This is a genomic window from Caulobacter endophyticus, assembly GCF_029543245.1.
GTDB lineage: Bacteria > Pseudomonadota > Alphaproteobacteria > Caulobacterales > Caulobacteraceae > Caulobacter > Caulobacter endophyticus_A.
This window is the reverse complement of the sequence record NZ_JARQWV010000033.1, coordinates 37,852-51,329: the sequence shown is the minus strand read 5'-3', so window position 1 is coordinate 51,329 and position 13,478 is coordinate 37,852. Positions and strand designations below refer to the sequence as shown.

The 13,478-nt window shown below is 70.7% G+C and carries 8 protein-coding genes; 5 read left to right on the top strand and 3 right to left on the bottom strand.

The genetic code is table 11. The features are described 5' to 3' along the window. Window positions 1–162: 162 nt before the first annotated feature. A complete protein-coding gene (locus tag P7A99_RS23055) occupies window positions 163–2,193 on the bottom strand; it encodes a phytase (RefSeq protein WP_277796063.1) in 2,031 nt (676 codons plus the stop codon). A gap of 168 nt (window positions 2,194–2,361) precedes the next feature. Here P7A99_RS23055 and P7A99_RS23050 point away from each other — a divergent pair, with 168 nt between their 5' ends. The 5 genes from P7A99_RS23050 to P7A99_RS23030 all read left to right on the top strand — a co-directional run bounded on the left by P7A99_RS23050 (window position 2,362) and on the right by P7A99_RS23030 (window position 11,914). Then, window positions 2,362–4,377, top strand: coding sequence for a TonB-dependent receptor (locus tag P7A99_RS23050; RefSeq protein WP_277796062.1), 2,016 nt, complete (start codon window positions 2,362–2,364; stop codon window positions 4,375–4,377). Between the two features lie 317 nt (window positions 4,378–4,694). Further along, window positions 4,695–5,885 carry a glycoside hydrolase family 27 protein gene (locus tag P7A99_RS23045; protein ID WP_277796061.1) on the top strand — a complete coding sequence of 397 codons (1,191 nt, stop codon included), beginning with the start codon at window positions 4,695–4,697 and terminating at the stop codon, window positions 5,883–5,885. A 122-nt stretch (window positions 5,886–6,007) separates the two neighbouring features. Beyond that, window positions 6,008–6,931: an ROK family protein gene (locus P7A99_RS23040; protein ID WP_277796060.1), complete on the top strand. Its 924-nt coding sequence runs from the start codon at window positions 6,008–6,010 to the stop codon at window positions 6,929–6,931. Window positions 6,932–6,944: 13 nt separating this feature from the next. Next, complete coding sequence (locus tag P7A99_RS23035) at window positions 6,945–8,426, top strand: carboxylesterase/lipase family protein (protein ID WP_277796059.1); 1,482 nt, start codon at window positions 6,945–6,947, stop codon at window positions 8,424–8,426. Window positions 8,427–8,476: 50 nt separating this feature from the next. Beyond that, complete coding sequence (locus P7A99_RS23030; protein ID WP_277796058.1) at window positions 8,477–11,914, top strand: glycosyl hydrolase 2 galactose-binding domain-containing protein; 3,438 nt, start codon at window positions 8,477–8,479, stop codon at window positions 11,912–11,914. Here the strand turns inward: P7A99_RS23030 and P7A99_RS23025 are convergent. Continuing rightward, window positions 11,911–12,222 carry a DUF1244 domain-containing protein gene (locus P7A99_RS23025; protein ID WP_277796057.1) on the bottom strand — a complete coding sequence of 104 codons (312 nt, stop codon included), beginning with the start codon at window positions 12,220–12,222 and terminating at the stop codon, window positions 11,911–11,913. The two genes, P7A99_RS23030 and P7A99_RS23025, sit on opposite strands and share 4 nt — an antisense overlap. Before the next feature lie 3 nt (window positions 12,223–12,225). Then, window positions 12,226–13,437, bottom strand: a complete 1,212-nt coding sequence (locus P7A99_RS23020) for an ROK family transcriptional regulator (protein WP_277796056.1) — start codon at window positions 13,435–13,437, stop codon at window positions 12,226–12,228. Window positions 13,438–13,478: the final 41 nt, after the last annotated feature.

Below are 13,478 nucleotides of genomic sequence, written 5' to 3'. Positions count from 1 at the left end.
CCACGGGAGATCGCCTCTCCATGTCCCTCTCCCCTTGCGGGAGAGGGTGGCCTCGCGAAGCGAGGTCGGGTGAGGGGCCTCTCAGAACCGTCCGCGCGACCCCTCATCCGTCGGCTATCGCCGACACCTTCTCCCGCAAGGGGAGAAGGATCGAAAAAGGTCCTACTTCAGCCCCAGCGCCCCGGCGATCGCCGACCAGGGCACGAGCTTGAAGTTCTGGTGCTCCGGCGGAAACACGTTTCGGCCGTCCTGGGCCACGAAGGCGCCGGCTTCCAGGCCCTCGCCCAGCGAGGCGCTGGTGACGTCCAGGCCGTCGGTCTCGGAGATCCCGTCGATGCCCTTGGCTCCGTCGGCGGTCACCGAGAAGCTGCCGACATAGGCGTTGTCGCCCTCGCGGCGATAGACGGCGTAGCTGTTGTTGCCCTGGCTGGAGACGACCAGATAGCCTTTGCCGCCCGCCTGCCGGTAAAGCCCCACGCCTTCCAGGTCGTCCTTCAGGGCCGGGTTGGAGGCCACGCGGTCGACCGCATTGGGCGCCTTCCGGTCGGTCGGCTCGGCGCCCAGCTTCCACAGGGCGACGTCCTCCTCGGCCAGGTACAGGGCGCCGGTCTCGTCGTCGGCGACGCAGCCCTCGGTCTGGGTGTCGAACTTGACGTCGCGCACCGCAACGGCGCGGACCTTGCCATTGGCCTGGGCGACCAGCTTCCACTGCCGCACCAGCCCGTCGGGATCGCCGACGAACACATAGGTAGCGCCCTTGCGGCCGCGATACATGCAAAGGCCGTAGGGGTCCGAAAGCCCCGTGGCCTGCACGCCGTCGGCGACCGAGGTCAGCTGCCGCGTGGCGGGGTCCAGGGTGTAGAGCGCGATCGACTTGTGGGTGCGGTCGCTGGCGGCGACCAGGATCGTCTCCCGGCCGGCCAGCTTGAAGCCGGCCCGCAGGTCGACATTGTTCATCTTGCCGTCGGCCAGGTACTGCAAGGGCTGGCCCGACAGGTCGTAGACCAGCAGGCCGCCCTTCTTGTCGGTGGCGATGATGGCGCTCTTGGCGGGATCGGCCGGATTGGCCCAGATCGCCGGATCGTCGGCGGCGTCGCCGTCGTGGTCGACGGGCCTGGTCTCCATGGTCGGCTGCACCGTGGCGAAGCCCTTGGCGGGCTTGGAGCCGGCGGCGTCGCCTGCCGGCAGCTTCAGCCCGGCGGCGATGTCGGCCCACGAGACGACCTTCATGTTCGCATCGGCCTTGCGATCGTCGGCCACCAGCAGGGCGCCGGCCGGCAGGCGATCACCGAGGGGAGCGCGCAGGGCGAACAGGCCCGACGGGTTCTCGACCGCGTTCTGGTCGCTGGTCTTGATCTGGAAAGTCCCGACGAAAGCGTCGTCCTGGGCGCGGTTATAGACGTTGTAGCCGCCGGCGGTCGCATTGGCGGCCACCAGGAAGCGGGCGCTCGGCCCCCCGTCGACCAGGGCAAGGCCCGCGACCTCGCCGGCGATCTGGCCCAGGCGATTGGCGTCGACCAGGGTCGGCACGGCCTCGGCTTCCGGATCGGCGTCGTAGCGCCAGATACCGACCGCCTCCTGGGCGACATAGAGCGCGCCGGTCGCGTCGTCGCTGACGCAGTACTTGGCCTCCGACGACAGGTGCAGCCGGCGCACGATGCGCCCGTCCAGCTTGCCGTCGGCGGTGGGGAACAGCAGCCACTGGTCCATCTGGCCGGCCACGCCCAGGGTGAAGGCGTAGAGCGCGCCGTCACGGGCGCCGCGATGCAGGCAGACGCCTTCGCCGGCGTAGTCCAGCGTCAGCGGCTTGGCGTCGAGGCTGGCCGCCTGGCCGGTGGCGAAATCGTAAGACGCCAGGCGCAGGCGGCCGCCCTTGCGGTCCAGCACCGCCAGCAGCGGCTTGCCGCCGTGCTCGCGCACGTCGACGCCATAGACCTCGCCGCCGGCGATCGCGCCGACGCGCTGGCCGTCCAGGCCGTAGAGTTCAAGGCCGCCGCCTTCGCCGGTGGCGGCGATCAGGCTCTTGTCGGGCGCGGCGGGGTTGCGGATCAAGGCCACGCCGTTGGCGCCGCCTTCGACGGTGGGGGCGGTCGCGACGACGGGCGCGACGGCTGCGCCCTGGGCGTGGGCCGCTCCGGCGCCCAGCAGGAAGGCGAGCACGCCGACGGCGGCGCTGGCGCGAAGATGGGTCATGCGGCTTGTCCCCCGAGAAACCTGCGCGCGGGCCGAGGGCCGCGCGCGAGGGCTTATGCGACGATTGCAAAACGGATTGATGACAGGCGAGCCTTTTCCACCGGAAGGACGTTCCCTTGCGCCGGGGCGGCGATAGGCTGCGCCGACTCTCAGCCGCCTGGAGCCCCGATGTTCGACGCCCCCCTCGAGACCGTCCCCGCGCCTGAAGCTCCGGTCTCGGAAGTCGTCGTCACCGGCGCCCGCCTGCCGCCGTCGGCCGGGGAGGGCGCCTTCGCCATCACCAACCTGGCCGACCCGGCCTGGGCGCGCTCGCCGCGCCTGGACGAGCAACTGGCCCGGGCGCCGGGCGTCTCGCTGTTTCGCCGCACCTCCAGCCTTGCGGCCAACCCGACCACACAGGGCCTGTCGCTGCGCGCCATCGCCCCGTCGGGCGCGGGGCGGGCGCTGGTCACGCTGGACGGCGTGCCGCAGAACGATCCGTTCGGGGGATGGGTGATCTGGAGCGGCCTGCCGTCCGAGACCATCCAGTCGTTGCGTATCGTGCGCGGCGCCGGCGCCCAGGCCTATGGCGCGGGCGCCCTGACCGGCGTCGTCGCCCTGGCTGGGCGCGACGGCGGCGCGCCGGTGCTGGAGGCGGGGGTCGAGGCCGGCGGCCTGGGCTATCGCCGCGCGGCGGTCAACGCCGGCAGCGGCGGCCTGCTGGCCAGCGTGACGGCCGAGCGTTCCGATGGCTGGACGCCCGTTCGCGAGGGACGCGGCGCGGCCGACGAGCCGCTGGCGCTCGACACCTGGTCGGCGGCTCTGCGCTACGACACGAGGCTTTCGAGCGGTCCGGCCATGGCCGCCCGGCTGGCCGTCTATGACGAGAACCGTCGCTCGGGCCTCGTCGGCGCCGATTCCCGCTCGCGCGGCGCGCAAGCCAGCCTGACCTTCGCCCAGGCCCCCGCCGAAGGGCGCAACGGCTGGCGGCTGCAGGCCTGGACCCTGGTCAGCGACCTGCAGAACCGTTCGGTCGCCGTGGGCGCGGGCCGTGCCTTCACCACCCCGGCCAACGACCAGTTCGAGACCCCGGCCTACGGCTACGGCTTCAACGCCGCCCTGCGCGGCGTGCGGGGGGCGCTGGAGTGGGAGATCGGCGCCGATTTCCGGGCCGCCGAGGGCGAGACCCACGAGCGTTTCCGCTACATGAGCGGCCAGTTCACCCGCCTGCGCGAGGCTGGCGGCCAGACCACGACCCTGGGCGCCTATGCCGACGCCAGCTGGACCGCCGGTCCCTGGCTGGTCACCGGCGACCTGCGTCTCGACCACTGGCGGGCCTTCGACGCCCGTCGTCGCGAGTACGACGCCCAGACCGGCGCGGCGACCCTCGCCGAGACCCCGGCCGGGCGCTCGACCACCACGCCCACCGGCCGCGTCGGCCTGCGTCGTGACCTTGGGCCGGGCTTCGTGCGCACCGCCGCCTATGCCGGCTTCCGCCCGCCCAGCCTCAACGAGCTGCACCGCCCTTTCCGGGTCGGCAACGACGTCACCGAGGCCAACGCCGCCCTCAAGCCCGAGCGCCTCTACGGCGTCGAGGCCGGGGCGGGGCTGGAAGGGAAGCAGGGCAGCCTCACGGCGACCCTGTTCCTCAATCGGCTGGAGGATCCGGTGGCCAATGTCACCATCGGCCAGGGGCCCGCGACCTTCCCGACGGCGGGCTTCATTCCGGCCGGCGGCGTGCTGCGCCAGCGCCGGAACGTCGGCCGCATCGACGCCGTCGGGCTGGAGCTCGAAGGTCGCGCCAGTCTCGGCGATCGTCTGGCGCTGACCGGCGCGGTGATGGCCACCAGGGCCGAGGTCGACGGCGGCGCCGACGCCCCGGAGCTCACCGGCAAGCGTCCGGCCCAGGCCCCGCGCCTGGCCGCCTCGGCGGGACTGGAGTGGCGGGCCGGTGATCGCCTGGGCCTGTTCCTGGCCGCCCGCCACGAGGGCGCGCGCTATGACGACGATCTCAACACCCGCCGGCTGGCGGCGGCCACGACCCTGAACCTGTCGGCCCGCTACGACGTCAATCGCTCGACCCGCCTGGAGATCGACCTGCGCAACGCCTTCGACGCCGAGGTCGCCACCGGCCGCACCGGCGACGGGATCACCAGCTACGATGCGCCACGCAGCCTGCGGGTTGGGGTGGTCTATGTCCGCTGATGGTCGGATAAAAAGAAAAACAAATTTATTTATTCGATTGACGAGGCCGCGTCGCCCGTGATCACCTCCGTCTCAAGCCAGCCGCCCGCGCCACCAAGGCGCGGCGCAGGACTTGGGGAGGCAAACATGACTTTCGGGCACGGTCCCGACGCGCTTTGGCGTCCACGAACCCTTTTCTTCCCCGCCTGATCGACTGAGGCGCTCGTCGCCTCGCGGTCCGCCGGATTCACCCGCGCCTTTCCCAGGATTCCTGCAAGCGGGAGCCAAGGGACCGGCGGGCCGTCCTTCTCTTCCTTCCCCATCGCCAGCGTGAACCCATGAAGCGCCTCGTCTCGACCCTGGCGGCCGCGTCCCTGCTCGCGTCCGCAACTCCGGCCCTTGCCGACGACCCGCCGCCGCCTCTGCCCGACAACGGCCTGGCACGCACCCCGCCGATGGGCTGGAACAGCTGGAACAAGTTCGCCTGCAACGTCGACGAAACCCTGATCAGGCGCATGGCCGACGCCATGGTCGCCTCGGGCATGAAGGACGCCGGCTACGACTACGTCGTCATCGACGACTGCTGGCACGGCGAGCGCGACGCTCGCGGCGACATCCAGCCCGACCCCAAGCGCTTCCCGAGCGGCATGAAGGCGCTGGGCGACTACATCCATTCCAAGGGCCTGAAGTTCGGCATCTATTCCGACGCCGGCTTGAAGACCTGCGCCGGCCGTCCGGGCAGCCGCGGCTACGAGTACCAGGACGCCAGGCAGTACGCCGCCTGGGGCGTCGACTACCTGAAGTACGACTGGTGCATGGCCGGCACGCAGGACGCGCCGTCCTCGTACTACATCATGTCGGCGGCCTTGCAGGCTTCGGGCCGGGAGATCGTCTTTTCGATCTGCGAGTGGGGAAATTCCAAGCCCTGGACCTGGGGCGCGTCGGTCGGAAACCTCTGGCGCACCACGGGCGACATCTACGACGCCTGGGAGGGCGTGAAGGGCTACAGCCTGGGCGTCATGAACATCCTCGACAAGCAGGTCGAGCTCTATCCCTTCGCCAAGCCGGGCCACTGGAACGATCCGGACATGCTGGAGGTCGGCAACGGCGGCATGACCACCGAGGAGTACCGAGCGCACTTCAGCCTGTGGGCCATGCTGGCCGCCCCGCTGATCGCCGGCAACGACATCGGCCACATGGACGCCGGCACCAAGGCGATCCTGACCAACAGGGAGGTCATCGCCGTCGACCAGGATCCGCTTGGCGCCCAGGCGCGGCGGGTGTCCAAGCAGGGCGACCTGGAGGTCTGGGCGCGCCCGCTGCAAGGCGGCGGCCGCGCTGTCGTGTTGCTCAACCGAAGCACGGCGCCGGCGACGATCCGCGTGGACTGGGCGATGCTCGACTATCCGCCAAGCCTGCCGGCCAAGGTCCGCGATCTGTGGGCGGCCAAGGACCTTGGTGTGCGCAAGACAGGCTATGCGGCGCAGGTCGCGTCCCACGGCGTGGTCATGCTCCGGGTCGAGCCCTGACTTGTAGTATAATAAGTAAAAAGGCTTTTTTTATTCTGGCGCGACCGGTTGGCTCAAGGTAAGCCTCGGGCCGCTGGAGGTTGCGGCGTCCGGTCTAGACGGATGCGGCGAGGGAGTTTCGAGTGATCCAGATCGGGATCGATTTCGGCGGAACCAAGATCGAGGCGGCGGCCCTGTCGCTCGAAGGGCGCGTGCTTTCGACGCTCCGCGCCGACACGCCGGGCGATTACGAGACGGCGCTCGCCGTCGTGCGCGACCTCGTGGACCGCACTGAACAGGCCGTCGGCGGGGGCGGTTCAGTCGGCGTCGGCGCGCCGGGATCGATCTCGCCACGCACGGGCCTGATCCGCAACGCCAACACCACCTATCTGAACGGGCGACGTTTCCGGGAAGACCTGGAGACGGTGCTCGAACGGCCCATCCGCCTGGCCAACGACGCCAACTGCCTGGCCCTGTCCGAAGCAGTAGACGGCGCGGCGGCCGGGGCGCGCGTGACCTTCGCGGTGATCATCGGCACCGGCTGCGGCGGCGGCCTCGTCGTCGACGGCAAGCTGGTCGACGGCGCCAACGGCGTGGGGGGCGAGTGGGGCCACGTGCCGCTGCCCTGGCCCAGGGCGGAGGAAAGCCCCGGTCCTGCTTGCTGGTGCGGTCGTCATGGCTGTCTGGAGACCTGGATCTCCGGCACCGGCTTCCGCCGCGATTTCCGCGAGCACGGCGGCGGCGATCTCGGCGGCGCGGCCATCGTCGCGGCCGCTGCTTCGGGCGACGCGACGGCGAAGGGCGCGCTGGACCGCTATCTTGATCGCCTGGCCCGGGGCCTGGCGGTGATCGCCGACATCGCTGATCCGGACGTCTTCGTCCTGGGCGGCGGCATGTCGAACGTCGAGCTTCTGTACGAGCGGCTGCCGGCCCTGGTGGCGCCGCACGTCTTCACCGACAATTGGGAGAGCCGCATCGTCAAGGCGCGCTGGGGCGACTCCTCGGGCGTGCGGGGCGCCGCGCGGCTGTGGAGCCAGACCGACTGGGCCGGCGATGTCGCCGCCTGACGCGAGCTGAGCCATGCGGCGGGCGTGCCTCCTCGTCACCGCCGTACTGACAGCGCTGGCGGGCGCCGCCGTCGCCGAGCCCGCGCGCGTCGCCACACGGTCCGGCGATCTGGTCGGCGAGCGGCGGGGCGACGGCAGCGAGGCGTTTCTCGGCGTCCCCTTCGCTCGTCCGTCGGTCGGAGACCTGCGCTGGAAGCCGCCGCAGCCGCCGGCGTCCTGGAGCGGTGAGCGTCCGGCGCTGAAGTCAGGTCCGGCCTGTCTTCAGACCTCGCGCGGCTGGAACGCCACCGACGCCGCGCGCTCCAGCGAGGATTGCCTCTATCTCGACGTCCGATCGCCCAGGCATGCGCCCGGAGCGCGGCTGCCGGTCATGGTCTGGGTGCATGGCGGCGCCAACCATGCGGGCTCCGGCGCGGGCACGGTGGAAGCGTCGCTGGTGGACCAGGGCGTGATCCTGGTCAGCGTGCAGTACCGCCTGGGCGTCTTCGGGTTTCTGTCGCATCCGGACCTGACAAGGGAGCAGGGCGGCGCCTCGGGTAACTATGCCCTGATGGACATCATCGCGGCCCTGCGCTGGGTGCGGGACAACATCGCCGCGTTCGGCGGAAATCCCGAGAACGTCACCCTGTTCGGGCACTCGGCGGGCGGGCAGGACGTGGGCCTGGTCATGCTCAGCCCCCAGGCCAGGGGCCTCTTCGCCCGGGGCATAATGCAGAGCGGCATGCCGGGCTTCGGCTTCGCGCCGCGCAGCCTGAAGCAGAACGAGGCGATTGGCCTCAGCCTGGCCAAGGGCGTGGGGGCGCGTTCGCTGGCCGATCTGCGCCGAGTTTCCGGGCCTGATCTGCTCGAGGCGGCCGAGCACCTGAGGGCGCCGATCGACGACCAGGGGTTCATCTGGACCCAGGCCGTGGTCGACGGCGCCGTGCTGCCCGAGGTCCCCGAGGTCCTGCTGGCCGGCCCCGATCTCAAGCCGATGATCGTCGGCTCCAGCGCACGGGAGATCGCCCTGTTCGGCGGAAAGCCGCAGGCGGCGAGGGCGTGGGTGCGACAGACCCTTGGGAAGCGGGCGCGGCGGGTGCTGGCGCTCTATGGCCTGGACCATGATCCGCCGCCTGCCGCTGATCCGCTGCGCGGCGACGCGGTGCTGCAATTGGCCACCGACCGCATGTTCCGCTGTCCGGCCGCCTCGGTCGCGGCCCTGCGCCAGCGGGCCGGGGGCAAGGTCTGGCGCTACGAACTGGCGGTGGCGCCGCCAGGGCAGGCGAGCGTCGGTCACGGCTCGGAACTGACCAATGTCTTCGACCGGCCCGCCGACGGGCGGCCGCCTATGCAGGCCTATTGGGCCGCCTTCGCCAGCACCGGCGATCCCGATGCGCCCGGACAGCCGCCATGGCCGGCCGAGGATGGTTCGGGCCTGCGCCTGTTCTTTGGCCCTGACGGACCCAGGGTGGAACGGGGCGGCGAGCCGGCCTGCCGGTACCTGACCCGGCCCTAGAAACACACAGACAAGCGGCGACCAAGCCGCGAGCGGAGGAGGAAACGGAAATGACGATCCGCGTGATGTCCGCCCATAGGCTGGCCTCGCTGGCCGGCTGCGCGATGGCCCTGCTGGCCTCCGTCGCCGTCGCCCAGACCTGGGGGCCGTACAATGCCGAGTTTCCGGCGGGAGGCGACGGCTTGTCGCGTCCGCTGGCGGGAGCCGCCGAAGGACAGACCTTGCCGGCCGGCGCGCCCTGGACGCTGTCGGCTTGGATCAGGGTCTCCGGACCGCCGGCCGGCCAAGCCTTGGTCGCCGGGGTCGGCGACGCCGCCAGCGGCCGCTTCCTCGCGGTTGGGCCGGCCGGCTTCGCCGCCGTTGCAGCCGGTGCGCAGACCAACGGCGGAACTGCGCCCAGGCCCGGCGACTGGCGCTTCGTCGCCGCAGTCTCCGATGGCTCGAGGGTGACCCTATATGTCGATGGCGAGCGGGCCGGGCAGGGCGGCGCGCCCGTAGTGGCCACGCCGGCCGTCGTCGCCCTGGGACCGCGCAAGGCGGCCGGCTTCGCGCCCTTCGCCGGGCAGGTGGCCGGCTTCCGCGCCGAGGCCCGCGCCCTGTCGGCCGAAGAGGTCCGCGCCCGGGCCACCGCAAGGCCCGATCCGCTGACGGTGTTCGAGACCGGCAGTCCGACCTGGCCGGTGCAGGTGCGACAGCAGGCCGGACAAGTGACCCCGCAGGAGGCTTGGACCCGGCCTCAGGGCAAGGGCGCGATCTCGGCGCCCGTCGCCAAGCCGCCCTATGCCGGCCCCGCCCTGGTCGAGGCCGGCCCCAGCGCGTGGACGCTGAAGCGCTGGAGCCTGGTCGAAGCGCCCAAGGTCGCAGGCGACGGCGCGGTGGTGTCGTCGGCCGGCTTCGACGCCAAGGGCTGGCACGCCGCCACCGTGCCGGGCACCGTCCTCACAACCCTGGTCGATCGCGGCATCTATCCCGACCCCGACTACGGCCTCAACAACACCGCCATCCCGGAAAGCCTGAACAGGCAGGCCTGGTGGTATCGCACGACCTTCGATGCGCCCGCCGCAGTGGCCGGCAAGCGCCCGCGCCTGACCTTCAAGGGCGTGAACTACGCCGCCGAGGTGTGGCTGAACGGCGAGAAGCTGGGCGACATGAAGGGCGCCTTCGTGCGCGGCCGCTTTGACGTGGCGGGCAAGCTGAAGCCGACCGGCAACGTGCTGGCCGTGAAGGTTTCGCCACCGTCGCATCCAGGGCTGGCGCACGAGGAGTCGCTGACCGCCGGCGTCGGCGAGAACGGCGGCATGATGGCCCTGGACGGCCCGACCTTTGTCGCCAGCGAGGGCTGGGATTGGATCCCCAGCGTCCGCGACCGTAACACCGGCCTGTGGCAGGACGTGGTGCTGGAGGCCTCGGGCGACGCGCGCCTGGGCGACCCGCAGGTGGTCACGACGCTGCCCCCAATGGCCGGCAAGCCCGACAACAGCCTGGCCGAAATCGAGATCCTGGCTCCGGTCGAAAACCTGTCTGACCGACCTGTCCAGGCCACGGTGACGGCCGCTTTCGACGGCGTCAGGGTCAGCAAGACGGCTGCCGTCCCGCCCGGGGCTTCGACCGTGCGCCTGACGCCGGCCGAGTTTCCGCAACTGGCCGTGGCCAACCCCAAACTCTGGTGGCCTAACGGCTATGGCGAGCAGGCCCTGCACGACCTGACCTTGACCGCCTCGGTCGACGGCCAGGCCTCGGACGAGAAGCGCCTGCGGTTCGGCATCCGCCAGGTGACCTACGAGCTTTCTCTGATGAACCCGACCGGCCATCTGCGCCGGGTGGAGGTCGATTTCAGCAAGGCCCGGCAGCTGGGTCAGGACGTCACCGACGGTAGTCACGAGGGCATCCGCAAGGTGGTCGACGGCTGGGCGACTTCGCTGACGGCGCAGGGCGAGACCTCGCCGGCGGTACGTGACGTGCCCGAGACGGGCCTCGCGCCGCACTTGGTGCTCAAGGTCAATGGCGTGAAGATCGCCGCGCGCGGCGGCAACTGGGGCACGGACGACTGGCGCAAGCGTATCGAGCGCGAGCGCCTGGAGCCCTATTTCCGCCTGCACAAGGAGGCGGGGCTCAACACCATCCGCAACTGGGTGGGCCAGAACACCGAGGAGCCGTTCTACGACCTGGCCGACGAGTACGGCCTGCTGGTGCTCAACGACTTCTGGGCCTCGACCCAGGACTATCAGCTTGAGCCCCAGGACGTGCCGCTGTTCCTGAAGAACGCCGCCGACGTCATCCAGCGCTACCGCAACCACCCCTCGATCGTGCTCTGGTTCGGGCGCAACGAGGGCGTGCCGCACCCGATCCTCAACGAGGGGCTGGAGGCTCTGGTCCACGACCTGGACGGCACGCGCTGGTACACTGGCAGCTCCAACCGCGTGAACCTGCAGAACAGCGGGCCCTACAACTATCGTGAGCCCGAGACCTATTTCACCGAGCACGCCAAGGGCTTCTCGGTCGAGGTCGGCACCCCGTCGTTCCCGACCTTGGAGGCGTTCTCGGCCGCCGTGCCCGCGCCCGATCGCTGGCCGATCAGCGACACGTGGGCCTACCACGACTGGCATCCCACCGGTAACGGCGCGACCAAGAGCTTCACCGACGCCATGGCCGCCAAGCTGGGCGCGCCGACCAGCCTCGAGGATTTCGAGCGCAAGGCCCAACTGATGAACTACGAGACGCACCGGGCGATCTTCGAGGGCATGAACCAGGAGCTCTGGACGAAGTCGTCGGGTCGCCTGCTGTGGATGACCCAGCCGGCCTGGCCCTCGACCATGTGGCAGATCCTCAGCCACGACTACGACACTCACGGGGCCTTCTACGGAACCAAGGCGGCCGCAGAGCCGGTCCATGCGCAGATGAGCCTGGCCGACCACGCCCTGGCGGTGATCAACAACACGAACGCGCCTGTGGTGGGGGCGAAGTTGAGAACGCGGGTGCTCGATCTGTCGGGCAAGGTGCTGTCCGACCAGACGCAGTTGGTCGATGCAGCCGCCAACGCCGTGACGCCTCGCGGGACGCCGGATCTAGGACTGAAGGGCGGGGAGGCGGCCGTGGTGCGGCTCGATCTGACGGGCGCCGACGGCGCGGTGCTGTCGCGTAATCTCTACTGGATCGGCGCCGACGACGCTGGCGAGCGACGGCTGGCGGATATGCCGGCCCAGCCGGTGGCGCTGGCGGCCAGGAGCGGCGAGGTCGCCGACGGTGAGGCCATGGTGACGGTTGAACTGGTCAACACCGGCTCTGCGCCGGCGTTGAACGCCAAGCTGACCCTTGTCGACGCGAAGGGCGTCCGGATTCTGCCTGCCTACTATTCCGACAACTACGTCTCGCTGCTGCCGGGTGAGACGCGGACGGTGGAGATCCGCTATCCGGTGAAGGCGGGTAAGGCGGCGAAGGTCGCCCTGCGCGGCTGGAACGTGACGCCTCGGACGGCGGCGGTGCGCTAGTCGCGCTCGCCGCGCAACTGCTTGTTCAGCGCCACGCTGGCCTCCATCCGCGCAAGCTGCTCGGGGGAAGCCGGCGCCTGGTGGCGGGCCTTCCACTCGGACTGCGGCATGCCGTAGATGGCCTCGCGGGCCTGGTCCTTGTCGAGTGCGCCCTCGGAAGCTTCCTCGACCCAGTCGGCCAGGCAGTTGCGGCAGAAGCCGGCCAGGCCCATCAGGTCGACGTTCTGAGCGTCGGTGCGCATGCGCAGGTGCTCGACCAGGCGGCGGAAGGCGGCGGCGGCGAGGCGGTCGTCGATCTCGACAGTCATGGATCAGGTCTTCTGCAAGGCCGCGCGCGAGGGCAGCAGGCGTTCGATGATCGGCAGGATGGCTGCGCCCATGGCCGGCGCGTCGGCGGCCAGCGCCGCGCGTTGCACCGGCGCCAGGGTGGGCACGCCCGGAACGCCCGCGAGCTTGGTTTCGAGGGCGCCGGCCAGGCGGTCGACCAGGCTCTCGGGCAGGCGTCCGCCGATATAGACGGCCTGCGGGTTGATCAGGCAGCTGATCGCCACGGTCGGTCCGGTCAGCAGGTCCGCCGCCAGGTCGATCCAGGCCTCGACGGCGTCCAGGCCCTTCTGCGGCAAGGCTTCCAGGTCGCCGGGCGCGGCGATGGCGAAGCCGTTGTTTTCCAGGAACTGGGCCAGGGCCGATAGCGACACGGCCTCTTGCAGGGTGGCGACGTCGATGCGCGGCGAGGTCACCGGCAGGAAGCCCAACTCGCCGCTTCGGCCCTGGGCGCCTCGGAAATATTCGCCCTCGACTACGAGGCCGCCGCCCAGGCCCGAGGTGACCAGCACGTAGAAGAAGCTGGGCGCGTTCATGCCGTGGCCGAAATGCAGTTCACCCAGCGCGGCGGCGGCGGCGTCGTTCTCGACGGTCACCGGCAGGTCGTGGCGGCGCGACAGCAGTTCGCGCACGTCGGTGGTGTTCCACGCGCCGTACTCGGCCGGGCGATGGGGCAGGTCGACGCGGGCCATGTCGTCGGGCATGGCCACGCCCACGCCGATGATCCGCTCGGCCTCGACGCCCTTGGTCTTCAGGAAGGTCTTCCAGTTGGTCTCGAAGAACTCGGCCACCGCGTCGGGGCCGGCGAAGGCCACTTCCCAGGTCGAGCGCGCCCGCACCTGGCCGGCGAAGTCGAGCAGCAGGATGGTGACGTGGTCGCGGTCGATGTTGAGACCGATCGAGAAGCAGCCGTCGGGATTGACCGCCAGGGTCATGGCCGGCTGGCCGCGTCCGCCGTGCAGCTTGCCGGCCTCGACGATCAGGCCGTCGTCCAGCAGGCGCTTGGTGATGTTGGTGATGGCCGGCACGGTCAGGCCGGTCAGGGCCGCGATCTCGGGCTTGGTCTTGGCGCCGCCGATCCGGATCGACTGGAGGGTGACCCGCTGGTTGTAGTCGCCAGCCCGCTCCAGATTCGTGCCGGACAGGCTCGGACCGGCTTGCGAGGTCTTGCGGGCGGGACTTTTGGGCGACTGGCTCATCTATGCCCTGGCTTAGCACCTGCGACGCGGGGCGCGAAAGG